The sequence below is a fragment of the Pantoea sp. USHLN256 genome, from assembly GCF_037149875.1.
GTDB lineage: Bacteria > Pseudomonadota > Gammaproteobacteria > Enterobacterales > Enterobacteriaceae > Pantoea > Pantoea nemavictus.
Genome location: NZ_JBBCQO010000002.1, coordinates 146,097 through 170,377, shown reverse-complemented (window position 1 = coordinate 170,377; position 24,281 = coordinate 146,097). Strand labels below are relative to the sequence as shown.

The 24,281-nt window shown below is 56.0% G+C and carries 22 protein-coding genes; 11 read left to right on the top strand and 11 right to left on the bottom strand.

Going from position 1 to position 24,281, the window contains the following annotated elements; translation table 11 throughout:
- The first annotated feature begins 22 nt into the window (after positions 1 to 22).
- The 3 genes from WFL93_RS05970 to WFL93_RS05960 are packed head-to-tail and all read left to right on the top strand — an operon-like array spanning position 23 to position 3,580.
- Positions 23 to 1,432: a c-type cytochrome gene (locus WFL93_RS05970; protein ID WP_336777506.1), complete on the top strand. Its 1,410-nt coding sequence runs from the start codon at positions 23 to 25 to the stop codon at positions 1,430 to 1,432.
- Positions 1,422 to 1,940 carry a sugar dehydrogenase complex small subunit gene (locus WFL93_RS05965; RefSeq protein WP_336777505.1) on the top strand — a complete coding sequence of 173 codons (519 nt, stop codon included), beginning with the start codon at positions 1,422 to 1,424 and terminating at the stop codon, positions 1,938 to 1,940. The genes WFL93_RS05970 and WFL93_RS05965 overlap by 11 nt, the downstream gene beginning before the upstream one ends.
- Positions 1,937 to 3,580, top strand: a complete 1,644-nt coding sequence (locus tag WFL93_RS05960; RefSeq protein ID WP_336777504.1) for a GMC family oxidoreductase — start codon at positions 1,937 to 1,939, stop codon at positions 3,578 to 3,580. Before WFL93_RS05965 ends, WFL93_RS05960 begins: the two co-directional genes overlap by 4 nt.
- 455 nt (positions 3,581 to 4,035) lie before the next feature.
- Here WFL93_RS05960 and WFL93_RS05955 read toward each other — a convergent pair whose 3' ends face one another.
- The 8 genes from WFL93_RS05955 to WFL93_RS05920 all read right to left on the bottom strand — a co-directional run bounded on the left by WFL93_RS05955 (position 4,036) and on the right by WFL93_RS05920 (position 12,557).
- Entirely contained in the window at positions 4,036 to 5,139 is a 1,104-nt protein-coding gene (locus WFL93_RS05955; protein WP_336777503.1) for an NADH:flavin oxidoreductase/NADH oxidase, read from the bottom strand.
- 220 nt (positions 5,140 to 5,359) lie between these two features.
- Complete coding sequence (locus WFL93_RS05950) at positions 5,360 to 6,745, bottom strand: amidohydrolase family protein (RefSeq protein WP_336777502.1); 1,386 nt, start codon at positions 6,743 to 6,745, stop codon at positions 5,360 to 5,362.
- Complete coding sequence (locus WFL93_RS05945) at positions 6,742 to 7,515, bottom strand: cysteine hydrolase family protein (RefSeq protein ID WP_336777501.1); 774 nt, start codon at positions 7,513 to 7,515, stop codon at positions 6,742 to 6,744. The genes WFL93_RS05950 and WFL93_RS05945 overlap by 4 nt, the downstream gene beginning before the upstream one ends.
- Position 7,516: 1 nt before the next feature.
- Positions 7,517 to 7,939, bottom strand: coding sequence for a cupin domain-containing protein (locus WFL93_RS05940; RefSeq protein ID WP_009127937.1), 423 nt, complete (start codon positions 7,937 to 7,939; stop codon positions 7,517 to 7,519).
- Between the two features lie 3 nt (positions 7,940 to 7,942).
- On the bottom strand, positions 7,943 to 8,881 hold the full coding sequence (locus WFL93_RS05935; protein ID WP_009127939.1) for an ABC transporter permease: 939 nt from the start codon (positions 8,879 to 8,881) through the stop codon (positions 7,943 to 7,945).
- On the bottom strand, positions 8,878 to 9,993 hold the full coding sequence (locus WFL93_RS05930; protein WP_336777500.1) for an ABC transporter permease: 1,116 nt from the start codon (positions 9,991 to 9,993) through the stop codon (positions 8,878 to 8,880). Before WFL93_RS05930 ends, WFL93_RS05935 begins: the two co-directional genes overlap by 4 nt.
- Positions 9,977 to 11,530 (bottom strand): ABC transporter ATP-binding protein, encoded by a 1,554-nt coding sequence (locus tag WFL93_RS05925; protein ID WP_336777499.1) that lies wholly within the window; start codon positions 11,528 to 11,530, stop codon positions 9,977 to 9,979. The genes WFL93_RS05930 and WFL93_RS05925 overlap by 17 nt, the downstream gene beginning before the upstream one ends.
- A 16-nt stretch (positions 11,531 to 11,546) precedes the next feature.
- Entirely contained in the window at positions 11,547 to 12,557 is a 1,011-nt protein-coding gene (locus WFL93_RS05920; protein WP_009127945.1) for a BMP family protein, read from the bottom strand.
- A 106-nt stretch (positions 12,558 to 12,663) separates the two neighbouring features.
- Between WFL93_RS05920 and WFL93_RS05915 the strand changes: the two genes are divergently transcribed.
- Positions 12,664 to 13,563: a LysR family transcriptional regulator gene (locus tag WFL93_RS05915; protein ID WP_336777498.1), complete on the top strand. Its 900-nt coding sequence runs from the start codon at positions 12,664 to 12,666 to the stop codon at positions 13,561 to 13,563.
- Between the two features lie 58 nt (positions 13,564 to 13,621).
- On the opposite strand, the gene WFL93_RS05910 is transcribed toward WFL93_RS05915, so the two are convergent.
- The 3 genes from WFL93_RS05910 to WFL93_RS05900 form a co-directional block, all read right to left on the bottom strand.
- Entirely contained in the window at positions 13,622 to 14,446 is an 825-nt protein-coding gene (locus tag WFL93_RS05910) for a creatininase family protein (RefSeq protein ID WP_336777497.1), read from the bottom strand.
- 164 nt (positions 14,447 to 14,610) lie between these two features.
- Entirely contained in the window at positions 14,611 to 15,534 is a 924-nt protein-coding gene (locus tag WFL93_RS05905; protein ID WP_009127952.1) for a substrate-binding domain-containing protein, read from the bottom strand.
- Positions 15,535 to 15,801: 267 nt separating this feature from the next.
- The gene (locus tag WFL93_RS05900; RefSeq protein WP_180823834.1) at positions 15,802 to 16,794 is read right to left on the bottom strand and encodes a sugar phosphate isomerase/epimerase family protein; all 993 of its coding nucleotides are present in this window, start codon (positions 16,792 to 16,794) and stop codon (positions 15,802 to 15,804) included.
- Between the two features lie 427 nt (positions 16,795 to 17,221).
- Here WFL93_RS05900 and WFL93_RS05895 point away from each other — a divergent pair, with 427 nt between their 5' ends.
- The 7 genes from WFL93_RS05895 to WFL93_RS05865 all read left to right on the top strand — a co-directional run bounded on the left by WFL93_RS05895 (position 17,222) and on the right by WFL93_RS05865 (position 24,266).
- Entirely contained in the window at positions 17,222 to 18,160 is a 939-nt protein-coding gene (locus tag WFL93_RS05895) for a polysaccharide deacetylase (protein WP_049853443.1), read from the top strand.
- A complete protein-coding gene (locus tag WFL93_RS05890; RefSeq protein WP_009127959.1) occupies positions 18,151 to 18,555 on the top strand; it encodes a nuclear transport factor 2 family protein in 405 nt (134 codons plus the stop codon). Before WFL93_RS05895 ends, WFL93_RS05890 begins: the two co-directional genes overlap by 10 nt.
- Positions 18,556 to 18,659: 104 nt before the next feature.
- On the top strand, positions 18,660 to 20,246 hold the full coding sequence (locus WFL93_RS05885; RefSeq protein WP_009127961.1) for an ABC transporter substrate-binding protein: 1,587 nt from the start codon (positions 18,660 to 18,662) through the stop codon (positions 20,244 to 20,246).
- 70 nt (positions 20,247 to 20,316) lie between these two features.
- Positions 20,317 to 21,279, top strand: a complete 963-nt coding sequence (locus tag WFL93_RS05880) for an ABC transporter permease (RefSeq protein ID WP_009127963.1) — start codon at positions 20,317 to 20,319, stop codon at positions 21,277 to 21,279.
- Positions 21,280 to 21,288: 9 nt separating this feature from the next.
- Positions 21,289 to 22,257 carry an ABC transporter permease gene (locus WFL93_RS05875; RefSeq protein ID WP_082204313.1) on the top strand — a complete coding sequence of 323 codons (969 nt, stop codon included), beginning with the start codon at positions 21,289 to 21,291 and terminating at the stop codon, positions 22,255 to 22,257.
- Positions 22,258 to 22,266: 9 nt separating this feature from the next.
- Entirely contained in the window at positions 22,267 to 23,262 is a 996-nt protein-coding gene (locus WFL93_RS05870; protein WP_336777496.1) for an ABC transporter ATP-binding protein, read from the top strand.
- A complete protein-coding gene (locus WFL93_RS05865; RefSeq protein WP_336777495.1) occupies positions 23,259 to 24,266 on the top strand; it encodes an ABC transporter ATP-binding protein in 1,008 nt (335 codons plus the stop codon). The genes WFL93_RS05870 and WFL93_RS05865 overlap by 4 nt, the downstream gene beginning before the upstream one ends.
- Positions 24,267 to 24,281: the final 15 nt, after the last annotated feature.

The following is a 24,281-nucleotide window of genomic DNA, read 5'->3' as shown; positions in this document are numbered from 1 at the left end:
TTATTTACCGGAAGCAATTACAATGAAAGCAAGAAAGGTGAGACAGAGTTGTCTGCCTTTCGCGTTGAGCATTCTCATGTCGGCAACATTTTCAGCACATGCTGAAAGTGCGGACGATGCTGCGACTCTTATTGCGAAAGGCAAGTATCTGGCTATTGCCGCGGACTGTGGCGCATGCCATACCGCACCGAATCAGGGCAGGGAAATGTCCGGCGGTTATATTATCTCTTCACCACTCGGTAATATCGTCGCCAGCAATATCACTCCGTCTAAAACAGCGGGGATTGGTAATTACACCGAACAAGATTTTGCTAAAGCAGTACGCAGTGGAATAAATAAGCAGGGACAGCATCTTTATCCGGCGATGCCTTATACCTCATACGCTAAAATTTCAGATGCGGATATTCACGCTCTGTATGCTTATTTTATGCACGGGGTGAAAGCGGACGATAATGTGCCGCCAAAAACGGATTTACCTTTCCCGTTTAATATTCGTTCAAGCATGCTTTTCTGGAATATGCTGTTTGCTGATGATAAACCGTTTATTCCGGCCCAGGATAAATCGGTGCAGGTTAATCGCGGCGATTATCTGGTCAATGCTCTGGCGCACTGTGATACCTGCCACACACCACGTAATGCACTGATGGGGCAGAACAACGATCGCGCGCTAAGTGGCGGCAGCCTTGGCAGCTGGTATGCGCCGAATATCACGCCTGACAATCAAGCAGGCATCGGCAACTGGAGCGATGCGGAGATTGCGCAATATCTCAAAACCGGCCACGTAGCGGGTAAAGCGCAGGCGGCGGGTCCGATGGCAGAAGCGGTAGAGCACAGCCTGCAGCATCTGTCGGATGATGATATCAACGCGATGGTTGCTTACCTGCGCCAGGTTCCCGCCGTGGGCCAACCGACCCGTCAACCACGGGATCGCATGGGTAAACCGGCAAGCGATGAAATGGCACAGCGCGCACTTAACCATCCCGACGCGGGCTGGCAGGTTTACGCCAGTTCCTGTGCCAACTGCCACCAGGCGGACGGTGCGGGTAATCAATTCTATCCTTCGCTATTCCATAACACCGCAACCGGTGCGCCACAGGCGGATAACCTGATCGCCACCATCGTCTATGGCGTACATCGCCAGGTAAATGGCAAAGATGTCGCGATGCCAGGCTTTGGCCCGGATGGATTGTTTACCGATCGATTAACCGATCGGCAAATCGCCGACGTCAGTAACTATGTGCTGAAAAACTTTGGCAATGCCGAACTCAACGTCACGCCTGATCAGGTGAAAACGGTGCGTGAGGGCGGAGAGCGTCCATTGATCGCACGTCTGGCGCAGCCTGCAGTTTGGGGCGGAGGCGCGATAGTGGTGATTATTTTACTGGTGCTGCTGTTTGCCATTACGCGCAGGGGGAAAAAACATGGCGCATAACCTTTCCCGACGTCGTCTGCTGCAAGGCATGGGGATTTTGTCACTGGGTGCGATGTGTAATTCAATCTTCCCAGCCCGCGCGCGCGCGGCGGAACAGATAGCCGACAGTGGCTTCCTTGATGTTTCAACGTTTTTGGTCAGTCGCCCAGTGGGTCCGATCCTCGGCCAGCGCTATTTCGCCGCTTTGCTGCGTCATGATGCAGCCTTCGCAGAGAAACTCGCCCAGCTACGTTCGTTACTGCAGCAGCGCAACTTTTCCCATGTGGATGATTTTCTTGCTGCATTCGGTGCAGATAAACCTGAATGGCAAACGGCTAAACGCATTATCTCCGCCTGGTACACTGGCGTGGTGGGTGACGGCAGCGATTTGGAGCTGATTGCCTATGCAGAAGCGATGATGTACCTGCCCACCAAAGATATTCTGGTGGTACCGACCTACGGCGGCGGGCCGTTCTATTGGGCAGTGACGCAATATGGCAAAGTGGCAACCACAGGAGAAGGCGCATGAGTGCACCAAAAGTTGATGCCGATGTCATCATTATTGGCTCGGGCGTAATGGGCGGTTTAATCGCCTGCCAAATGGCAAAAGCCGGCAAATCGGTGATCATTCTTGAAGCGGGCCCGCGCGTCGCTCGCCAGGAGATCGTCGAACGTTTCCGCAACTCGCCGTTCAAGATGTCGTTAACCAACATTAAATTGCAGGGCGTTGGCTCGCCTTATCCCAACCCGCCGCATATCCCGTCCACCTATGGGGATTATTTGCAGCAGGTAGGCCCGGTAAAATATCCCACCAAGTATTTGCGCGTGGTGGGCGGAACCACGTGGCACTTCGGTTCTGCGCTGTGGCGTATGATTCCCAATGATTTTAAGCTCAACACGTTGTATGGACGTGGACGGGATTGGCCATTTGGCTACGACGAGCTGGAGTCCTGGTATGGCAAAGCCGAGCATGAGTTAGGCGTATCGGGCGTCGATGGCCAGGATGAAAGTGGACAGGGCGGCAAAGCCTGGCCGCCGCGCTCCACGCCGTTCCCAATGCCGGGATTGCCAACCAGTTATCTGTTTGACCGCTTAAGCGCAATGCTGGGTAAAGGCGGCTACAAGCCGGTGCTGGAGCCGAACGGGCGCGCGACCAAGCCGTGGGGCAAGCGTCCGATGTGCGGCGGCAATAATAACTGTAATCCGGTCTGTCCTATCGCCGCTAAATATGATGGCTCAATGCATATTGATGAAGCGGAACGGCTGGGCGCAAAACTACTGGATAACGCGGTGGTTTATCGTATCGAAGCGGCTGATGACGGCAAGATCACCGGCATTTGGTATAAAAAACCGGACGGCTCTGAGCATCATTTAACCGCTAACTACTTTGTGCTGGCGGCCTACGGCATCGAATCGCCCAAACTGCTGTTGATGTCGACTTCGGAGAAATATCCCAACGGCATCGCCAACTCGTCGGATCAGGTTGGGCGCAACCTGATGGGTCATACCGGCATCAGCATGAACGTGATGATGTCTGAAGATGTCTGGCCGGGTCAGGGGCCGACCGAGCTGCTGGTATATCTCAACAATCGCGATGGCGCGTTCCGCAAGGATTTTCCCAGCTATAAGATTAAAGTGCGCAACACCGTGCCCACCGCTGATTATGCTGCCTCGCTGATTGAGAAAGGGGTGCTGGGTTCTCAGCTTGATGCAGAAATTCGCCGGCAGTCGGCCCGCTCGCTCAACTTTGCCATTGATTTTGAGACCTTACCGCTGGCGGAAAACCGCGTTACGCCGAGTAAAACCAAGAAGGATGCCATCGGTATCCCGTTACCGGAGATCTACTATAGCGTGACGGATTACTGGCATGCCGGGAAAGAAGAGGGTATTAAGGATTTCCACAAATTTGCCGAACTGCTGAATGCGGAGATATTGTCGATCGATACCAAATTCCAGGATCGCCAGCACATTATGGGCACCACCATTATGGGCGACGATCCAAAGAACTCGGTGGTCGATAGCCATTGCCGCACGCACGATCATCCCAATATGTGGATTGCTGGCACCAGCGTCATGCCATCGGCTTCCTGCATGAATCCAACATTAACCGGAGCAGCCCTGAGTTTGCGGTTGGCGCAGCATATGTTGCAGACCATGCAGGCGAGTTGAACCAGTAAAATTAAAATCGGCGCGATTATCGCGTAATGCTCGTTAGTTAAGTAGCGCACTGGCTCCGCGGGGGTTACCTGGTCGCCATGAATGGCGACCCTACAGGCGTTACAGCGATGGTGATTCAGGAATAGGCATTGATGCTGCAGCGCGGGTGTTGAGGCGACATCCCAACCCGCTGAGCGAGTGAGGGATTCCAGGGCGAGCCGCAGGGATGCGGCGAGAGGCGGCGCTGAGCAGGAGCGAATCGCCGCCGGTCCGTCAGGAATCGTGAGGGAGTGAAGGCACCGCGAAGCGGCGGGGTGGGCTGGCGCAGGGCCCGGGAGTGAAGAGGGCGTGGCCAGACGCCCTCTTCTCGGTCGCCGCACGGCATAGCTGAAACTGCCTCAGCCGATGGCGAACGAAAGTCGCTCAGCGCTTAACTGATCGGCATTAGCGATTATCGCACCATTTTTTTACGCTTTATTTGTAATCAATGTGCCTTTCAAACCGTGCGGTTCGGAACGCAGATACTGCGGTGGCGCTTTGGCTTGCGCGCCCAGCTCGGCGGCGGCATGCCACGGCCAGCGTGGGTCATACAGCACCGCGCGCGCCAGCGCAATCAGGTCAGCATCGCCAACCTGCAGCGCTTGTTCAGCCTGCTGCGGTTCGGTAATCAAACCTACTCCAATCACCGGAATCTTCACCTGTTTACGGATGTCACGCGCAAACGGCAGTTGATAGCCTGGCCCAACCGTAATCTTTTGCTGTGGTGAAAGCCCGCCGCTGGAAACGTGCACGTAATCACTGCCCGCGGCTTCCAGCTGTTGGCTGAAGATAATCGACTGCTCAACATCCCAGCCGCCGTCTACCCAATCTGTGGCCGAAAGACGCACGCCAACCGCAACGGAATCTGGCAACGCTTCACGCACCGCATGGAAAACTTCCAGTGGGAAGCGCATGCGATTTTCCAGCGAACCGCCGTACTCATCGTCGCGCTGATTACTTAATGGTGACAGGAATTGATGCAACAAATAGCCATGTGCGGCATGCAGCTCAATCAGCTGGATACCCAGTTTCGCCGCACGCCGGGCGCTATCTACGTAAGCCTGTTTCAGGCGCTCAAGACCTTGTTTATCCAGCGCCGCTGGCGCGCGATCTTCAGGATTAAATGCCTGCGCAGAAGGCGCAACAGTTTGCCAGCCGCCCTGATCCAGTGACAGCTGCTGACCACCTAACCACGGCGCGGCGCATGACGCTTTACGTCCGGCGTGACCAAGTTGAATACCGAACGGAATGTCAGAGTAGTGGCGGATATCCTGCAGCACGCTTGCCAGAGCGGCTTCTGTTTCATCGTCCCACAAGCCTAAATCGCCCGGAGAAATACGACCTGCGGCTTCTACCGCGGTCGCTTCAATGATCAGTAAGCCAGCACCCGACAGCGCCAGTTGGCCTAAATGGATGCGGTGCCAGGCAGCGGCTTTACCATCCTGCGCGGAGTATTGGCACATCGGAGCGATCACGATGCGATTATCGAGTGTTAACTTACCCAGTTGCGTAGCACTAAACAGTAAACTCATTGAAACCTCATCAATAGTGGCTGGATGTCTTAAAGCTTAGGGCTAAAAGCGCATTTTGCAGAGGGCTATGAGTTTGAATGTTGTAGCAAAAAGTAAGTTAAGCGGAATGTGCCACCATAGGAATAACTCGGGATATAAGGCGAGGATGCTAATAAATCATTATTTAAAGACTTTAAAAGATAAAATATTAGCACTTTAGCGATATTGTGGTTCGCGCCGATCAAAACGCCGCTGAACGCCAGCCGCGCGCTTTATCATTGCCGGTGCGCACTGCCAGGGAATGGGCAGCGTGTTGCGATCGCGCCATCACTTCCCGTTGATTAAGCTGGGTAAATTCACCGGCGCGCAGCAGATAGGCACCGTCGACAAACACATCACTCACTTCGTGGCCGAGCGCGGAATAGACCAGCGAAGAGACCGGATGATGGATCGGCGTCATTGCTGGATGTGAGGTATCAACAATCACCACATCAGCGCGCTTACCCACTTCCAGCGAGCCTACCAGATGATCGAGACCAATCGCCCGCGCGCCGTCGATGGTAGCCATCTCCAGCACTTTTTCCGCCGTCATAATCGTCGGGTCACGATGCACGCCTTTCTGCAGCAGCGCCGCCACTTTCATCGCCTGGAACAGATTGTGATTGTTGCTGCTGGCGGGACCATCGGACCCTAAACCTACGGTTAATCCGGCGGCCAGCATTTCCGGAATCGGCGGCACGCCCGAGGCGAGATAGAGATTGCTGCAAGGATTATGCGAGACGCGCGTGTCGTGATGCTTCAGCGCCCGGATATCGCGTGAGTTGCACTGCACACAGTGGACCGCCAGCACATCAGGGCCAAGGAAGCCGATATCGCTGAGGAACTCGGTATCGGTTGCCTGAAAGCGCAATGTTGCCTGCTCGATTTCAAAATCGGTTTCGGCCACGTGGGTGGTGATCAGCACACCGGTTTCATTCGCCAACGCGCGCGTGCCGCGTAGCACTTTTTCATCCAGCGCCCAAATCATGCTCGGTGCCAGCCCGACTTTTACCCGGCCATCCACCTGGTGATAGCGCTCAATCACCGCGCGCGCATCGGCCAGCGCCTGCTCTGGCGTCTCAATCAGTTCGGCGGGAATACCATGCTCAGCGCCGCTGGTGAGGAAGCCACGACAAACATGGCCACGAATACCGCTGATTTCAAAAGCTTCGATCACTTTCGCGGTCAAACCTGGGCGCGGATGCGCATACATAAAATCAACCAGCGAGGTGACGCCAGAACGCAGCGATTCCATACAGCCGTGCAGCGCGGCGGCATAGACATCTTCTTCGGTCAACGCCACGGCGCTCGGCCCGGTCATGCAGGTGAACCACTTTTTCAGCACCATGTCATCGCCGAGACCTTTCAGCAGCGTCTGGAACAGATGCGTGTGGGTATTCACCATGCCGGGCATGATAATGCGCTCGCGACAGTCGATAATTTCTGCTTCCGGATAACGCCGTTGCAAATCCTCGCGCGTACCGATGGCAGCAATGTGATGGCCTTCAATCAGCAAACTGGCCTGTTGCAGAATCTCGCGCTGAGCATTCATGGTGATGATCCAGCCGTCAGCCAATAAATAACTCATGATTCACGCTCCAGCTGCTGTTGTAGTTCCCGTGCCTGCACCACAAAACCAAAGCACTGCTGCACGTTATACAGCGTGGCGTCGCGACAATAGTCGGGCGAGGTGGTGGCGCTGCAATCTTCCAGCAGCAGGCAATCGTAACCGCGGAAGTTGGCATCCTGCAGGGTGCAGAGCACGCACTGATCGACATTTACCCCCGCAAACAGCAGGGTGGTGATGTTGAGATTGCGCAGGATGCTGTCCAGCTCGTTGTCCTGAAAACCGGACATGCGGTATTTATTGACGCGAATGTCCTCTGCACATGGCGTCAGCTCATCGATCACCTCCGCCGCCCAACTGCCCGCCTGCAGCACCGGCGCGCCGGAAACCGGCAGCGGATCGCCTAAACCCACGCCATCACCGTGCGGGTTGTAGACATGCAGCAACGCCGGGCTGAGATTGAGCTTATCGGGGCGATTGCCCCAGTTGAGCCAAATCACCGGCACGTCGGCGGCGCGCAACGTTGGCAGCAAGCTTTGCAGCGGCGCAATTGGCGCGCGCGCCGGCGTGACATCAACGCCGATATGCCCAAGCCAGCCGTCGGGATGACAGAAGTCGTTCTGCATATCCACCACGATGATGGCGGTGCGCGTTACGTCAAAAATCACCGCACGATCGCGCGTCGTCAGCTGCACCGCACGCGATGCCGGATGCGGACGTCGCGTGTCGATCACCTGCGCTGAGACGCGCCACTGATTATATCGACTGCTGCCTAAAACATTTTCCGGCATATCAGGCTCCCGTTAAGATGCGCAGATCTTCTGCATCCAGCGTGACAGGGTCACCGCTACGAATCAGTTCCGAAAAGCCTTCATTCGGCGTCATCACCGTCAGCGTATACAGCTTGCTATCACCGGTATTGCGGATGGCGTGGTCGTTGCCCGGATGCAGCAGCAACGAATCGCCTTTTTTGATCGCCAGTTCCGCATCGTTGCAGCGCGCGATACCTTCGCCATGTAGCACATAGAAAAATTCGTGCGCGCTGGCGTGTTCATTCGGCGGCGTCGCGCCGCCAACGTTGAAGATCTCTACCACGAAGATGTTTTCAATGCCGTCTAACGGTTTGTCGAACAGGATGGCGAAGTAGTTACTGCTATCCGGAGTGATACGAAACGCCTTAACATCGGCAAGATTGTTGAAACGAAACGATTTCATAAGTTATTCCTTTCGATAAGGCTGCGTTAACGCGCCGGGTTGCAATGTGCGTCCCACCACGCCAGACATCGCCAGAATGGTGAGCAGATATGGCAGGGCCAGCAGTACCTGCGGCGGCAGCGTGTTTTCAAACAGCTGCAGCGACAGTTGTAAGGCATCTGCGGCACCAAAAATAAAGGCAGCGATCAGCGCTTTAAGCGGGCTCCAGCGACCAAAGATCACAATCGCCAGCGCGATAAAGCCTTGCCCGCTGACAATGTTGTCGCGGAACAGACCGATCTGCGCGGTAACCAGATAGCTGCCGGCTAAACCCGCACCCACGCAGGAGAACAGCACGCCCCAGGTGCGGATCTTTAAGACGTTAAGGCCAGCAGCATGCGCCGCGCGGGGATTTTCGCCGACGGCGCGCAACGACAAGCCAAAGCGGGTGTGAAACAAGCCAACGTGCGCCAGCACCGCCAGCAGCAAGGTGAGATAGAGCGGCAGTGGCTGCTGGAACAGAATCGGCCCGATAAACGGCAGCGAAGAGAGCAGCGGCACATGCCAGGGTTCGAGCATGGGAATGGTCGGAGAGGATTCATTGCCCATCACCAGCGCGTAAATCCAGGTGGCGAGTCCAGCAGCGAGAATATTGAACACGATGCCAACCACAATCTGGCTGGCATGGGCGCGTAAATAGAGCGCGGCCAGCACGCAGCCAACCAGCAACCCTCCGACGCCACCGGCGATAAATCCCAGAGCGGTCGAGCCGCTTGCAACCGCCATCATATAGCTGGAGAGCGCGCCAAGCAGAATAGTACCTTCAATGCCAATATTGAGAACGCCAGAGCGTTCGGCGTAAATCTCGCCCAGCGCTGCCAGTAAAACCGGACCGGCCAAACGCACCGCCGCCGCCAGCCAGCTGACGAAAAAGGCGGTATCCAGGTTCATCCACAGACTCATGATTGCTCCTCCGCCAGTTGGCTGCGGGTTTTACCCTTGCCGGGCAGATTGATGCGGTAATAACGCAGCAGATCGCCCGCCAGAATCAGCAGTACCACCAAACTTTCCAAAATCAGCACCACCGACGTCGGCAATCCGGTTTGGCGCTGCATCGCGCTACCGCCCACTTCCAGTCCGCCGTAAAGTATGGCGGTCGGGATCACCAGCAGCGGGTTGAGACGTGCCAGTAACGCCACCACCACGCCGATAAATCCCACGCCGCCGGAGATGCCTTCCATCAGGCGATGCTGCACGCCTAATACCGCGCACAATCCTGCGAGCGCCGCCAGGCCACCGCCGAGCAATACCGCGCTCATTTGGCGACGATTGACATCAACGCCGCTGTAGCGCGCCGCGCGCGGATTAAGGCCGGCGATTTTTATTTCGAAACCGGCAGGCGTAGCGCGCATGAGCCAGAAGACAAATACGGTGGCGACCAGTGCGATGGCGATGCCCCAATGCGCGCGCATACCGGTCATCACAAAGGGCAGCCAGCTATCGACCGGTAATCGCGGTGTCTGCGGCAAATCGCCCGGCGCACGCATCGGGCCGGAGACCAGATATTGCACGATGAACAGCGCGACATAGTTGGCCATCAGCGAAATCAGCACATCGTTGCCGCCGAAGCGAACGCGCAATGCACCGACCCAGCCAGCCCAAATCGCCCCAGCGAGAAAGGCGGCAATCAGCACCATCGGCCAGTAGAGCGGCGCCGGAATTGCCCACGGGAAACCTTGCGGCGTGCCGGAGAGCGCAATCCAGCTGGCGGCGGCGGCACCTAACAGAAAACAGCCTTCAAAGCCGATGTAGCCGAGTCCGGCGCGCCACACCACAATGGTGGCCAGCGCGATCAGCATCAAAGGCGTCGACTGCACCAGGCTCAGGCCAAAACTGCGTAGCGAACCAAAAGCGGCGTCAAACAGGAAGCCGTAGGCTGAGAGCGGATTGCCACCAAACGGAATAAACAGCAAGCCAGCAATAATGAACGCGGCAACGATGCCGCAAGAACTGGTCAGCACCAGTGCACCGGTGGATTCCGCCGGGGCCAGACGCCGTTCAAGCAGCTTCTTCATGTTTGCCTCCGCTTTTTTTCAGATGCGCCCCGGCCATCAGTTCGCCGAGGCGTTCCGGCGTGGCGGCGGCGGCATCCAGCTCACCGGCAATCTGACCGCTGTACATCACCGCAATGCGATCGGAGAGATTAATAATCTCCTCCAGCTCGGCGGAGATCATCAAAATGGCGCAGCCACGATCGCGCGCGGCCAGCAAACCTTGCCAGACGCTCTCAATCGCGCCGACATCCAGCCCGCGCGTCGGTTGCTCCACAATCAGCAAGCAGGGATCGCTGGCGACTTCACGGCCCAGAATCAGTTTCTGCAAATTGCCGCCGGAGAGCTTGCCCGCTTCAAAATCGGCATCCGGCGTGCGCACCGCAAATCGGGCGATGATATCGCGCGCATGTTGGCTAATACGCTGGCGGTCGAGCAGCCAGCCGCCCGCGCGGGTAAAGCTGCGTTGGCGGCCGAGCAGGGCGTTGTCGTTAATCGAAAGGTCGGTCACCGAACCCACGCCGCGCCGATCGGCCGGAATAAAACTGATGCCTTTACGACGCCGCGTGGCGGGTGAATCGTCGCTGATATCTTCGCCGTTAAGCAGAATGCGACCGGCCTCCAGCTCGCGCAAATTGAGCAACGCTTCTGCCAGCTCTGATTGCCCGTTGCCTTCTACGCCGGCAATGCCAAGGATTTCCCCAGCGGCCACGTTCAGCGAAACGCGCCAGATTTTTTGCTGTCCGCTGGCGTCGCGCACCGCGATGCTATCAACCTGCAGCACGTTTTTACCCGGTTGGCACGGCGTTTTTTCCATGCGCAGCACCACATCGCGGCCCACCATGCGGCGTGCCAGATCGCGTTCAGATGTCTCTTTAATATCGACCGAATCCACCATTTTTCCGCCGCGCATCACTGAAACGTGATCGGCAATAGCCATGATTTCATACAGTTTGTGCGTGACGATCACCACCGAACGGCCTTCGGCGCACAGCGATTTCAGGGTCGCGAACAGCCCGGCTTTCTCTTGCGGCGTGAGCACCGCAGTGGGTTCGTCGAGAATCAGCACCTGCGCATCGCGATACAGCAGTTTGAGGATCTCCACACGCTGCTGCACGCCAATAGGCAGATGCTGCACTTTGGCCCAGGGATCAATCGCCAGCCCGTGCTTGTCTGACAGCGCCTGCAAGCGTGCCGCCGCTGCATGCAGGTTGAGCACGCCGCTGGCGCTCTCTTTCAGCCCCAGCACCACGTTCTCCACCACGCTCATCGGCTGTACCAGCATAAATTCCTGATGCACCATCCCAATACCGCAGGCGATGGCATCGCTTGGATCGCGAAAACGCTGCGCTTTGCCATCCACCACGATGCTGCCCTCATCGGCCTGATACAGGCCATAAAGGATCTGCATCAGCGTGCTTTTCCCAGCGCCGTTTTCACCCAGCAGCGCGTGAATTTCACCCGCTTTAATGCTGAGCGAGACGTCGTCGTTAGCCACCACGCGTGCGAAGCGTTTGGTGATGTTGTTAAGCGCGACGCGGATGTTTGCCGTTGCTGTCATGAGTCGATCCCGCTTATCAAACCGTTGGCTTCAGCGCGCCGCTGTCCAACTGCTGCCAAATCTGCTGGAATTTATCCCAGGCGCTGGCACTCACCAGTTTGGCATTGTAATGCTCGCTGCCGTTGACCACTGACCAGGCTTTAGCGACGGTTGGATGCCATTCGTCGCCGCCTTTAAAGGTTTTGTTTGCCACGGATTCGCCAACCTGTTCCACCATCCAGTCGAGGTTCTGGCGGAAACTGCAGGCCACGTAGTCGGGCGCGACGTCGCGTTGATCGACATAACAGCCGATGGCTTTCACTTTCGCCGCCGCTGCGCCTTGCATCGCGCCGAGGCCGGTTACGTCGGCGGCGTGCCAAATCACATCGGCACCGTTGCCAATCATGGTGGTCGCGGCTTCGCGTCCTTTGGCCGCATTATCGTAATCGCCAGTCACCACGCCCATGCCTTTAATGCCCGGACGGGTTTTCTCTGCAGCCTGGATAAAGGCGCGCATCATCGCTTGCTGAGTCGGGTTATCGCCGCCGCCGACAAATCCTACCGCTTTACCTTTGTCTGAGATCAGCGCAGCCAGCGCGCCGGCGGCATAAGCGCCTTGCAGGTAGGCGAGGTTCACGTACTCAACGTTGCCCGGTGATTTTTCCCCTGGCTTGAAGGTTGACGCGAAGAAGTAGGTATCGGGATATTCCGGCGCGATTTCAGCGAATGCCGAACCATATTCAAAGCTGTGACCGATGATAAGCGTGTAACCATCGTCGGCGTAGCCGCGAATAGTCTGGTCCATCTGCGCCTGCGAGACGCTTTCGCTGTGCGCCACGCTAAAACCGGCTTTTTGCAGGCTTTGCAATCCCGCATAGGCCAGCGAACTCCAGCCGCCATCAGCAACTGAACCGGGCAACAGCAGGGCGATTTTTATGCTGTTATTCGCCGCCAGCGCCTTGCGCGACAACATCGGTGCCAGCGCGGGTAACAACAGCGCGCCAGCCACTAACTTCGCAAACTTTCTGCGGGATACGTCTGCCATCATGTGTTCTCCTGGTGTGGTTTTGATGTATTAATCACCGGAAGAGCATTATCTTAAAAGCATCATTTTTAGCACTTACCGATGCCTAAAAGGCAACGCAGGATGAAACATGCTTCAGCACCGTTTGTTTGTTTATATCGATCAGGTGGCGCGCAGCGGCTCAATCCGTAAAGCCGCCGAGCGTTTACACATCTCCGCCTCGGCGATTAACCGTCAGCTGATTGCGCTGGAGGAGGAGTTAGGCACGCCGCTGTTTCAACGTCTACCGCGTAAAATGATCCTCACCGCCGCCGGTGAAGCCTTGATTCATCACGTGCGGCAGAGCTTTAAAGAGATTGAAATCGCGCAGATGAAGATCGAGGAGCTGAAAGGGCTACGGCGCGGCGAAGTGACGGTGGCGATGATGAGCGGATTGGCGGCGAACCTGATTCCACGCGTGGCGTCTGAATTTCGGCGCGCTAATCCGCGGGTAAAACTGCTGCTGCAACAGCTCACCACCGGCGAAAATATTACCAACGCAGTGGCCAGCGGCGAGGCGGATCTGGGAATTGGTTTTGATTTCGATTTGCAGCCGGTGCATCGCAATATTGCCAGCGTGCCGGTGCGATTGGGCGCGGTAGTGGGAGCAGGGCATCCGCTGGCGGACAAATCCAGCTTGCGCCTGAGTGATTGCCTGCCTTATCCGGTGGTGATTGCTGATAAATCGATGGTGATCCGCCCGTATCTGAACGAAGTATTTGCACGCGCCTCGATCACTCTGCAGGCGGTTATCGAGACTAACTCGATCGAGGTGTTGCGCCAGTCGGCGATGATGGATCAAACGCTGACATTTTTGACGCCGATCGATATCGAATCCGACCAGCGCAGCGGCCGACTGATCTATATCCCGGTGCGCGAACTGGCGCAGCACACGCAAACGCTGATGCTGATCGGCCACGATCGCGGCACCAGCGCGATTGGCAGCGTATTCGCCGAAACCATCAAAGGCATGATGTCAGAATTGCGCTAACAAGACGCGCAATGAATTGCGCCGCTACGGAATGTGCCGGTATTTGTAGCGGCGCGATTTATCGCGCGTCTTTGTATGCGGTTCGCTCAGTAAGAAAATCGAGGTCGAAACTGTGCACCTCGCGCGCCAGTTTCAGCAGGGCGTGCGCGGCGCGATCGGTGGCGATAGCACCGCGTTCGGCATCGGCGGCCGCAGCGTTACCCGTGGTGCCCGAAAGATGCAGGTCCTGCGCCATCCAGCCAAAGCCAATGCCGCCTTCGGGCGTCAAAATACCGCCGCTGGCCTCGAGCGCCACCGACGCAGACACAAAATCATCCGCATACTGCATCTGCACCAATTCTGGATGGAGATGCAGCATCATGCTGGTCTCGGACTCTCCGCCGTGAATGCCGTGATTGAGTTCATGCGTGCTATACAGGTCAGAAGCATCAATGGTGCGGAACCAGCTGGCGCTGACGGCAAACATACCGAGTTCAATGCGCAATTGGCGACAGACGATTTCCATCAGCTGCGGCTGTCCGCCATGCGAATTCCAGAAAATCAGCTTGCGTATCCCGGCGCGCCAGGCGCTCTTCGCCACTTCAAACCAGACTTTGCCTAACACGTCATAAGGCAGGGAAAGGGTGCCGGGATAGGCGAGATGTTCGTCCGATTTACCGATCGGCAAGGCGGGCATCACCAGCAGCGGTAGATCGTCAGGCAGCAGTTCGACGGCGCGCTGAATAATTCCAGCGTTGAGGGCCGCATCCACACGCACCGGCAGATGCGGACCATGTTGTTCTACGGCACCAATCGGCAGGACGGCGACGATATTCGCCATATCCAGCTCACTGAATTCCCGCGTAGAGAGATCCCACCACCAGGGCGAAGACGGTTTAAGCATGTTTACCTCCATTTTTTCCCCAACATAGCGGGTTGGCAGTGCAATGGAAGCAACAAAATTCGTACTCAGCGTTGCGTTTTAGGCATCGGAAATTTTCCGGTTCAATGCAGGATGGCCTTTGCAGGCCACCGACGTAACGCTAGCATCACTGAAAACACCCGATCTTACTTCTGATTTTGACTGGTGAATTCCTGATAGTTGTCCAACGTAACCGTTTGATAAGGCACCCAGTTGTAGGCTTCAGTTTGCTTACCATTAAGCATATTGTTGGCCACATCGACTGCGCCAGTTGCCTGACCTTTTGCATCCTGGAAAATGGTTACGGCCATTTTGCCGTTCTTGATGAACTGCAAACCATCCGGCGTGCCGTCGATACCGGCCACCAGCACATTGCTTTTCTTCAGCTGATCCAGCGCCATGATCGCGCCAATCGCCATTTCATCGTTGTTAGCGATAATGGCATTGATGTCATTGCCATCCTGCAGCCACGAAAGGGTTTTATCCACTGCTTCGTTACGCTGCCAGTTGGCGCTCTGCTTCTGGATCACTTTCAGGCCGGGATGATCTTTCACGTAATCTTCAACGGCTTTGGTGCGCTGGCGCGCTTCCTCCGTGGAGAGGGCGCCCATCAAAATCGCGATATTGCCTTTATTGTCCAGACGTTTTGCCAGCGCTTCGATCTCCATCTTGCCGCTTAATGCAGAGTCAGACCCCACGTAGGCCATCTTGCCACTCAACTTCACTTCAGGTTTGCGGTTAACGAAAATCAGCGGGATGTTGGCTTTTTTTGCAGCGGCAATCACCGGCATCACGCCCTGAGTATCTACCGGGTTGATAATAATCGCGTCAGCTCCCTGATTGATAAAATCATCCACCTGCTGAATCTGTAGCGAAACATCCCCTTTGGCATCGGCGAACTGGCTCTTCAGACCTTTCTCTTTTAACTGTTTTTCCATCTGACTACGTAAGATGGAAACAAAGTTCAGATCGAGGTTAGCGAGGGCGACGCCGACCATATAGGTTTTCGCCTGGACGGTGAACACGCTAAGCAGACCACAGATTATTAACACCACTTTGATTAGTTTCATTTTTTTATCTCTGTAGGGGAAGGTTATGATGTTATTGCAACCGGGTGCAAAATTAACGAGATTAAGCCCAACGTAAGAGATTCGATATGCGAGGGCTTACCGTTTAAGCGTTTCCACTTTCGGATGCGGTTGAATATTAGTCAACGCTGCAAAGCGCGAAGTTAACACCCTGGTCACAAAATCATCACGATCTGCTTCCATTTTTGCAACCGGGTGCAAATTTTACAAAAGTAGCAGTTAGCCCGACAAACTTGCCGGGCTAACAGGTTATTGTTCGATACTGGTTAACAGAGCGTTTTGAATAATGCGTTGGGCTTTCAATGGGTTTTGTTCACGCTGTGCATCCTGTAAGGCGGCGATATCCAGTTTATCCAGCGCGCGATAGATGTGTTTTAAGAAACGAATCGATAGGTTGGCGGCTTCGACATGATCTTCACGGAATGGGAATTGATCGAGTTGCCACACGCCATCCCAATTGTTGATCTTCAACACATAGAAGAACTCAAAAATCTCAGTCATATGAACGGTGCCGACCACCAAGTCGTCATCCCAGCCGCGCAGATTGTCATTCACATCCATTCCAAACAGACGACCGCGATCGATGATCAACTGCGCGGAGTCGGCCGGAGATTCACCCGCAAACAGCGCATGGCCGAAATCGAGCAGCACACCGACGTTATCCAACCCGATATCTTCAATGCCGAGCAGGGTGCGCGCTGCAGAATCCCACGTCATTTTTACCCGTGGTTCGCGGGGCTTATATTCAATGGCAAATTTGACGTCAGGATTCGCACTCGCCAGTTCGCGCATGCCGTCCACCGCCATTTTCCACAGGTTTTTATGATCGACCTGGAACGGATAATCCCAACCATCCTGTCCCGGCCAGACTTTCACGTAGTTGGCGCCCAGTTCGCGCACTACAGTGGCGGCTTCATGCATCAAATCAAACGCCTGTTTACGGATGGCGGCATCGGGGTTGGTGAAGGCACCGCGGGAGAAACGGCGCAGATAGATCTCCGGTGTTACGCCGATCGCTTTTAATCCGGCATCTGCTAACGCTTGCTTAACCTGTGCGACCGTCACGCCTTCGGTAAACGGATAGGGCACATCCACGTAAGAGAGGTCTTCAACGCTGCCGGCGAGTTTGATCTGATCGAGCGTACTCAGTGCAGGCCCGTAACCGTCAACGGCGTAGCGATCGATATAGTTGGCAAAGTGCCATAATCCGGCACCGAATTTCGGATACGTATAGCTACTCATAGGGCCTGCTCCTCAGAGGATTGATGGTTGAATATATATTCATATATGGTTATATATTCCATTCTGCGCCTCGTGGTGCGCAGTTAACCAGCAATCAATAGTGAAAGTGCAGGTTTAATCACAGATTATTTTCATGCCTGGAAGACCAACACCTTGACGCTTTAAAGGGGTTGGGGCACGACAGCAACGCCAGGTCTTCGGTTCCACTTGCTCGTTTTCAGGGCAAAGAGTGCACCATCAGCTCACATTTCAATCATTGTTCTCTGCTAAAAATGGCCATCTGCTTCATCTGTTGTAAGCCTGTTTATCCCCCTGAATCGCGTCATTACTTGCTACACCAGAAATATTGCTAGCAATTTGGCTAGTGTGGCATGCCGCTTGCTTTACTTCTTCCATCGCTCCAGGTGTGTTAATTCAGGAGGCCGTTATGTCATCACCGCAGATTATGTGGGATATCGCCAGCCATCAGCGTTATGCCTACAGTTCCATTGAGCATCAGGTTTTGCCCGTGTGGCCGCAGGGTAAAGGTTTGGCGCTGTATATCGCTATGAATCTTGAGCATTTTGCCTTTGGTATGCCGGAAGGCGCGAAGCTGTCGCAAGGGGCAAATCGTCTCGATGTGCTGAACTACGCGTGGCGCGACTACGGTAATCGGGTCGGTGGCTGGTATCTGGCCGATCTGTTTGCCGAGCTCGGTATTCCACCGGCGGTGATCGCTAACACCTCCATTCTCGATTACTGCCCCCAGCTGCTCGATCGCTGGGTTAGCTTGCCCGGTAGCGAGCTGATTGGGCACGGTCATACCAACTCGCAGCGCCAGGGCGAACTTAGCCGTGAAGATGAATATGCGCTGATCGCCCGTTGCCAGCAGCGACTGAGCGCCTATCAGCAACGGCCGGTAGCGGGGTGGTTATCGCCGTGGATCTCAGAGAGCCACGACACGCCAGACCTGCTGCGACAGAACGGCTTCAGTTACACGCTGAACTGGGCGCATGACGATCGTCCCGTCGCGCTGCAAACCTCGCACGGCGATCTGCTCTCGGTGCCTTATCCGCAGGAGATCAATGATATCCCCACCATCATTCCTAACGGCACCTCGATTGAAACCTTTTGCAGCATGATCGAGAGCCAGTTCATCGAGATGAAACAGCGCGCCGAGCAGCGTCCGCAGGTGATGGGCATTGCGCTGCATCCTTACATTGTTGGTCAGCCTTTCCGCCTGCACCATCTGCGGCAGACGCTGCAAAAAATTATCGCGCAGTGTGAAGACGTATGGCTTACCACGCCGGGCGAGATTGCCGCCCATTCACTCAATATTTCTGCAACAGCCAATACCTTTGTCACGGGAGAGCAAGTATGTCGGTAGCACCTGAAGAAGTAGAGATTGTGAAAGCGTTTCTGGCAGCGTCAATGGCGCCCGATCCAGACCGCGCCGCAGCACTGATGTCGCCTGAGGTGCTGATTACCTTTACCGGTAAGCGGGTGATGCCAACGGTTCACGGCGTCACCGCCTTTAACGCCGCGCGTTATCAATGGGTTAAGAAGCAGCTTGGTGAGTTTGACTGGATGGAGAAAAGCCCGGGCCATGTGGTGGTCTACTGTACCGGCTTTCTCTATGGCGTGTGGCCGGACGGCCGCGAGTTCGCCGGTAATCGCTATCTCGATCGCTATGAGGTGGTTGCAGGGCAGATTACCAAAATGGATGTCTGGAACGACAGCGCCGAGTGGATTCTGGCTCCGGAGCTCAATCAGCAGGCGTAGCTTGTCACACCTAATCGCCGTGATATGAAGAACACAAAATGAACTGGCATTGGCTTTGCATGCATTGCTAGCAATAACTCTAGCATATTGATGAGAGATAAATAATGAAGCAACTTTTGCTGTCGTTGTTAGTCGCAGGTTCGTTAGGCCTTAGCAGTCACGCTGCGCTGGCGGAGAACGTCGTGCGTTGGGCCACCGATGCGGACATCCCGACGCTGGACCCGGATGCGTACGCCTCTACCAAGGCCCTGACTTTCCAGAACCACATCTATGAGTCGCTGGTACAGCGCGATAATGACTTGAAGATTCAGCCGTGGCTGGCGCTGAGCTGGCAGCAGCTGGACGACACCACATTGCGCTTCAAGCTGCGCGAAGGGGTGAAGTTTCATAATGGCGATGAGCTGACGTCTGAGGACGTGGTGGCCTCGGTCGCCAGGGTGACGGATCCGGCGTCGGGGATTCGTGCCAACGCGTCGACCATTAAAGATGCGGTAGCGGTAGACAAATACACCGTGGATATTCATCTGGTGAAAAAGACCGGTATCGCCATCAATGAGCTGACCGGCGTGATGATCATGGATAAGAAGTGGCTCAGCGAGCACAACGCCCTGAAACCTACCGATATCAGCCAGGGTACGGAAGGTTACGCCACCAATAATACCAACGGCACCGGGCCGTTTATTTTGCAGAGCCGTCAGCGCGATACGCAGATGGTGCTGGTGCGTAATCCGAACTGGTGGAATGCCGCTGCGGGCACCACCAATATCGACAAAATCATCTTTAAGCCAATTTCGTCCGATGCCACGCGGCTCTCAGGCCTGCTGGCGGGTGAATACGATCTGGTGACTTCGGTTCCCCTGCAGGACATTCAACGATTGCAGAATAACCCGGCGGTGCAGATGCAGGTCAGCCCATCGCTGCGCGTCGATTATCTGACGCTGAACATGCGTGACACGCTCAATGCTAAAAACGCCAAAGCGGACAACCCGCTGAAAGATATCCGCGTGCGCCAGGCGCTCTATATGGCCATCAATCGTGAGGCGATCACACAGAAAGTGATGCGCGGTCTCACCAAGCCAACCAGTAACTATCTGGCGCCGGATATTCCGGGCTACGACGCGAAAGCCGGCGTCGATTTCCCGTATGACCCGGTTAAAGCCAAAGCGCTGCTGGCAGAAGCGGGCTATGCGCAAGGATTCAACCTCAACTTTGATTGCCCGGAAGGCACCTACATCAATGCCGCTCAATGGTGTCAGGCGGTGCAGAGTTACTGGTCAAAAATTGGCGTGAAAGCGGCACTGAACGTGCATCCGGCCAGCGTCTATGACCCGATTCTGGTGAATGGTCGTACCGATGTCGGCGTTTTGGGCTGGGCCAACCTGCCAATTATGGATCCCTACAGCGTGGCGGTGCAGCTGCTGCACACCAGCAACGGGAAAAGTCTCGGCACCTTCAATATTCCCCGCTACAGCAATCCGGCGGCCGACAAGCTGATCGACGACTCGGTCGGCGAGTTGGATAACACGAAGCGTCTTACCATGCTGAGTCAGGCGGTGGCGCTGGCGAATAAAGATCTGCCCTATCTGCCGATGCACTTTGAACCCACCGTCTGGGCGATGAGCAAAAAGCTGACGCTGAAACAGACGCCGGATAACGTTCAGCGTCTGTGGTACGGCAAAGTCAGTCAGTAATTTTTAATACATGCACGTAGCGTAGCGGCGCGAAGTGTCAATCGCGCCGCGTTGAAGTCAGGAGGCCGTTATGGTTTTTTTTGTGCGCAAGTTACTGCAGGCGCTGATGTTGCTGGCGGGCGTCGCGCTGCTGTCTTTTATTCTGTTTCAGTACCTTGGCGACCCGGTTGCCAGCATGCTGCCCGAGAGCGCAACCGAAGTCGAACGCGCGGCATTGCGCACCAGCCTCGGTCTCAACGACCCGGTAATTATGCAGTTCTGGCACTACATTACGCGCCTGCTGCACGGCAATTTTGGCATCTCTTATTACAACCAGGTTTCGGTATTTCAACTGATTATGGAGCGCTTGCCCGCCACGCTGGAGCTGGTGTTTGTTTCGGTGGTGCTGGCGATGGCGATCGGTTTTCCGCTTGGCGTCTGGTCTGCCATCAGCCGTAACAAACTGCTGAAAGAAGGGGTGCAGATCCTGTCGCTGATTGGCGTTTCTCTGCCGTGGTTTCTCACCGGCATCATCCTGATTATCGTCTTCTCCGTCTGGCTGGGATGGTTCCCCTCCAGCGGTCGTGGCGATGTCGTGAAGCTCGGTTTCTGGCGTACCGGGTTATTAACTGCTTCGGGTTGGCACTCTATTGTGCTGCCAGCGCTGTCGCTGGGACTGTCGATGGTGACCATCATCATGCGACTGATTCGCACCGAAATGCTCGAGGTAATGAAGTCCGATTACGTCAAGTTTGCCCGCGCTCGCGGCATTGAAAACTACCGCATCTGGTTTCGTCATGCGCTGAGGAACGCCTTATTACCGGTGGTAACGGTGATTGGTTTGCAGATTGGCGGACTGATCGCCTTCGCCATCGTGATCGAAACGGTTTTTCAGTGGCCGGGCATGGGATTGCTGCTGATTCAGTCAATTAACTTCGTTGATGTGCCGGTGCTTTCCGGCTACCTGCTGTTTACCGCCCTGATTTTTATCGTGATCAACACCCTGGTTGATCTGTTGTATTACCTGATCGACCCGCGCATGCGGGCTCAGTAAGGAGTTGTCATGATTAACGATAATTTTCCTCCTGCGGTCGCGCCCGTGCGGCGGCGTACCCGGCTGGCTCAGCAGTGGCGAGCCTTCACCGACAGCGATCTGCTGTGGCTGTTCTGGCGCAGCAAAAGTACCGTGGTGGCCTTCAGCTGCTGCCTGATCATCCTGCTGTGCTCAATCACCAGCCACTGGATTGCGCCGCACAATGTGTTTGATACCACCAGTTTCGACCTGATGGATTCAGAGTTACCGCCATCGTGGATGAGCGGCGGCGATGCGCGCTTCTGGCTGGGCACTGATGTGCAGGGGCGCGATATTCTCTCGTTGATGCTGTATGGCCTGAATATCTCGTTGATCATTGGCGGGATTAGCGTGCTGCTGTCGGTGATGCTGGGCGTGGCGCTCGGCGTGTTGAGCGGTTACTTCGGCGGTTTAGTCGATACGCTGATCATGCGCTTTGCCGATGCCATGCTGAGTATTCCCACCATTATGTTCACGCTGCTGGTCAGTGGCGTGGCACGGGTGGTGATCCCGAAAGAGTTAATGGGGCACTTTGCCCCGGCGATCCTCACCGGCGCGATTGCGCTGACCGGCTGGATGCAATATGCGCGTACGGTGCGCGGTCTGACGATGCTGGAGAAAGGGCGGGAATATGTTATGGCCTCGCGCATCAGCGGTGCGCATCATATCCACATCATGCTGCGCCACATTGTTCCGAACGTCCTGCGTCCGGTGCTGGTAATGGCAACGCTGCACCTCGGCGTAGCGATTCTGACCGAGGCCACGCTGTCGTTTCTCGGCGTGGGGATGCCGCCAGATCAACCTTCGCTGGGCACCTTAATCAACGAAGGCAATCAATATCTGTTCTCCGGACAGTGGTGGATTGTGGCTTTCCCAGCCGCGCTGCTGGTGATCCTTTCTCTCTCATTCAACATGTTGGGCGATTGGTTGCTGGACGCCCTTAACCCGAAATTACGTTAGGAGCGCGCCATGGCACAGCAGAGCCAGACAGCCAGCGAGACGTTGCTTGACGTTCGCGATCTGAGTATTGAATTTCTGCACCGTAAAGGAAATTTGCAGGCGATCCATAACCTCTCGCTCACCATGCAGCCGGGCGAAGTGCTGGGCATGGTGGGTGAATCCGGCGCGGGGAAATCCCTGACCGGCGCCGCCATCAGCGGGCTATTGCAAGAGCCAGGACGCCTTAAACAGGGTGAGATTTGGTTTCAGGGACAGCGCATCGATAACCTCGATGATGATGCGCGCCGTAAGCTGCGCGGCAAAGCCATCAGCTGTATTTTCCAGGATCCGCTCACCAGTCTCAATCCGGTGCTGACTATTGGCCAGCAGCTAACCGAAACCATCCGCACGCACTTGCCGCTCTCCGCCGCCGAGGCCCGTGAACGGGCGATTACGCTACTCACCGAAGTTGGCATGAGCAGCCCAGCGCAGCGCATGGAACAGTATCCTCACCAGCTCTCCGGCGGGATGCGTCAGCGCGTCGTCATCGCGCTGGCGCTCTGCGTTGATCCGCAGCTAGTGATCGCCGATGAACCCACGACCGCGCTGGATGTTTCGGTGCAGGCGCAGGTATTACGGGTGCTTAAACGTCTCTGCCAGCAGCATGGCACGGCGGTGATGCTGATTACCCATGACATGGGCGTAGTGGCGGATGTGTGCTCGCGAGTCGCGGTGCTGTATGCCGGACGGATTGTCGAGATGGGCCCGGTCGCGGAGGTGATTCGTGCCCCTAAACACCCCTATACGCGCGGTCTGATCAACTCGATTCCCTCGATGCGCAAACGCCATGAATTCCTGTCGCAGATTGATGGCGCCATGCCGCGCCTCAATTCGCTGCCGGGCGGCTGCGCGTTCCATCCACGCTGCCCACATGTTACCGAGCGCTGCCGCCAACATCAGCCCGACATGCAGTTCAGCCATCTGTCGCAGATCGCCTGCTTTTACCCCTACGGAGAGACGCCATGAAAAGTGAAAAAGTGCTGCCGCCTGAAGTGTTGAACGTGCGCGATCTGCACATTCGTTTTCAGCTCGGGCGTGAAAAGCGCAGCTCGCTGTTTCGTCGCGGTGCCAGGCGCGAGCTGCATGCGGTGCGCGGCATCAATCTCTCTATTCGTCAGGGGGAAACCTTTAGCATTGTTGGCGAATCCGGCTGCGGTAAATCGACTATCGCGCGGGCGCTGGCAGGGCTGTATACGCCGTCAGAAGGCGCAATAAAGTTCGCCTGGCAGGGTGACGCCAGCGAAACGCACGCGGCACAGAACGGTACCCAGATGATCTTTCAGGATCCGTATGCCAGCCTCAATCCGCGCTGGCGCATTGGGCGTTCGCTGGCCGAGCCGTTGGTGCTGAGTAAAAAAGTGGGCAGCACGCGTCAGGCGCGCAGCTATTGTGGTCAGCTGCTGGAACAGGTTGGGCTCTCCGCCAACGATTTGGATAAGTTTCCGCATGAATTTTCCGGCGGTCAGCGCCAGCGCATTTCCATTGCGCGTGCGCTGGCGACCCAGCCGGGCTTTCTGATTTGTGACGAGCCAACCTCGGCGCTGGATGTCTCGGTGCAGGCGCAGGTACTAAACCTGATGCGCCGTTTACAGCAGACGCATGGGCTAACCTACTTTTTCATCAGCCATAACATGGCGGTCATTTCCCATATTTCCGATCGGGTTGGCGTCATGTACCTCGGTCGTATTGTCGAGCAGGGCAGCGTGGAGGAGATTTTTTCCCGTCCCGCGCATCCCTACACCCGTCTGTTGATTGCGGCGATCCCACAGTTTGATAGCCCGTCGACAGAGCGCGAACCGATCGTCGGCGAAGCCCCCAATCCGATGTCACCTCCGCCGGGATGTGCCTTCGCGGCACGCTGCAGTCACGCACAGCCGCTGTGCCAGCAAATGATGCCGCCGGTGCATAACTTGTCGGAAGAACATCAGATTGAGTGTCATTTCCCGGCGGCGGTCGCTGCGGCCTGTTAATCATGAGGAGAGAGC

Bases quoted from the DNA above. Each gene is read 5' to 3' on its own strand.
- WFL93_RS05965 (WP_336777505.1), top strand. From the start codon at position 1,422: ATGGCGCATAACCTTTCCCGACGTCGTCTGCTGCAAGGCATGGGGATT.
- WFL93_RS05960 (WP_336777504.1), top strand. From the start codon at position 1,937: ATGAGTGCACCAAAAGTTGATGCCGATGTCATCATTATTGGCTCGGGC.
- WFL93_RS05875 (WP_082204313.1), top strand. From the start codon at position 21,289: ATGATTAACGATAATTTTCCTCCTGCGGTCGCGCCCGTGCGGCGGCGT.
- WFL93_RS05890 (WP_009127959.1), top strand. From the start codon at position 18,151: ATGTCGGTAGCACCTGAAGAAGTAGAGATTGTGAAAGCGTTTCTGGCA.
- WFL93_RS05885 (WP_009127961.1), top strand. From the start codon at position 18,660: ATGAAGCAACTTTTGCTGTCGTTGTTAGTCGCAGGTTCGTTAGGCCTT.
- WFL93_RS05915 (WP_336777498.1), top strand. From the start codon at position 12,664: ATGCTTCAGCACCGTTTGTTTGTTTATATCGATCAGGTGGCGCGCAGC.
- WFL93_RS05935 (WP_009127939.1), bottom strand. From the start codon at position 8,881: ATGAGTCTGTGGATGAACCTGGATACCGCCTTTTTCGTCAGCTGGCTG.
- WFL93_RS05900 (WP_180823834.1), bottom strand. From the start codon at position 16,794: ATGAGTAGCTATACGTATCCGAAATTCGGTGCCGGATTATGGCACTTT.
- WFL93_RS05910 (WP_336777497.1), bottom strand. From the start codon at position 14,446: ATGCTTAAACCGTCTTCGCCCTGGTGGTGGGATCTCTCTACGCGGGAA.
- WFL93_RS05865 (WP_336777495.1), top strand. From the start codon at position 23,259: ATGAAAAGTGAAAAAGTGCTGCCGCCTGAAGTGTTGAACGTGCGCGAT.
- WFL93_RS05940 (WP_009127937.1), bottom strand. From the start codon at position 7,939: ATGAAATCGTTTCGTTTCAACAATCTTGCCGATGTTAAGGCGTTTCGT.
- WFL93_RS05920 (WP_009127945.1), bottom strand. From the start codon at position 12,557: ATGATGGCAGACGTATCCCGCAGAAAGTTTGCGAAGTTAGTGGCTGGC.
- WFL93_RS05945 (WP_336777501.1), bottom strand. From the start codon at position 7,515: ATGCCGGAAAATGTTTTAGGCAGCAGTCGATATAATCAGTGGCGCGTC.
- WFL93_RS05905 (WP_009127952.1), bottom strand. From the start codon at position 15,534: ATGAAACTAATCAAAGTGGTGTTAATAATCTGTGGTCTGCTTAGCGTG.
- WFL93_RS05930 (WP_336777500.1), bottom strand. From the start codon at position 9,993: ATGAAGAAGCTGCTTGAACGGCGTCTGGCCCCGGCGGAATCCACCGGT.
- WFL93_RS05870 (WP_336777496.1), top strand. From the start codon at position 22,267: ATGGCACAGCAGAGCCAGACAGCCAGCGAGACGTTGCTTGACGTTCGC.
- WFL93_RS05955 (WP_336777503.1), bottom strand. From the start codon at position 5,139: ATGAGTTTACTGTTTAGTGCTACGCAACTGGGTAAGTTAACACTCGAT.
- WFL93_RS05970 (WP_336777506.1), top strand. From the start codon at position 23: ATGAAAGCAAGAAAGGTGAGACAGAGTTGTCTGCCTTTCGCGTTGAGC.
- WFL93_RS05895 (WP_049853443.1), top strand. From the start codon at position 17,222: ATGTCATCACCGCAGATTATGTGGGATATCGCCAGCCATCAGCGTTAT.
- WFL93_RS05950 (WP_336777502.1), bottom strand. From the start codon at position 6,745: ATGAGTTATTTATTGGCTGACGGCTGGATCATCACCATGAATGCTCAG.
- WFL93_RS05925 (WP_336777499.1), bottom strand. From the start codon at position 11,530: ATGACAGCAACGGCAAACATCCGCGTCGCGCTTAACAACATCACCAAA.
- WFL93_RS05880 (WP_009127963.1), top strand. From the start codon at position 20,317: ATGGTTTTTTTTGTGCGCAAGTTACTGCAGGCGCTGATGTTGCTGGCG.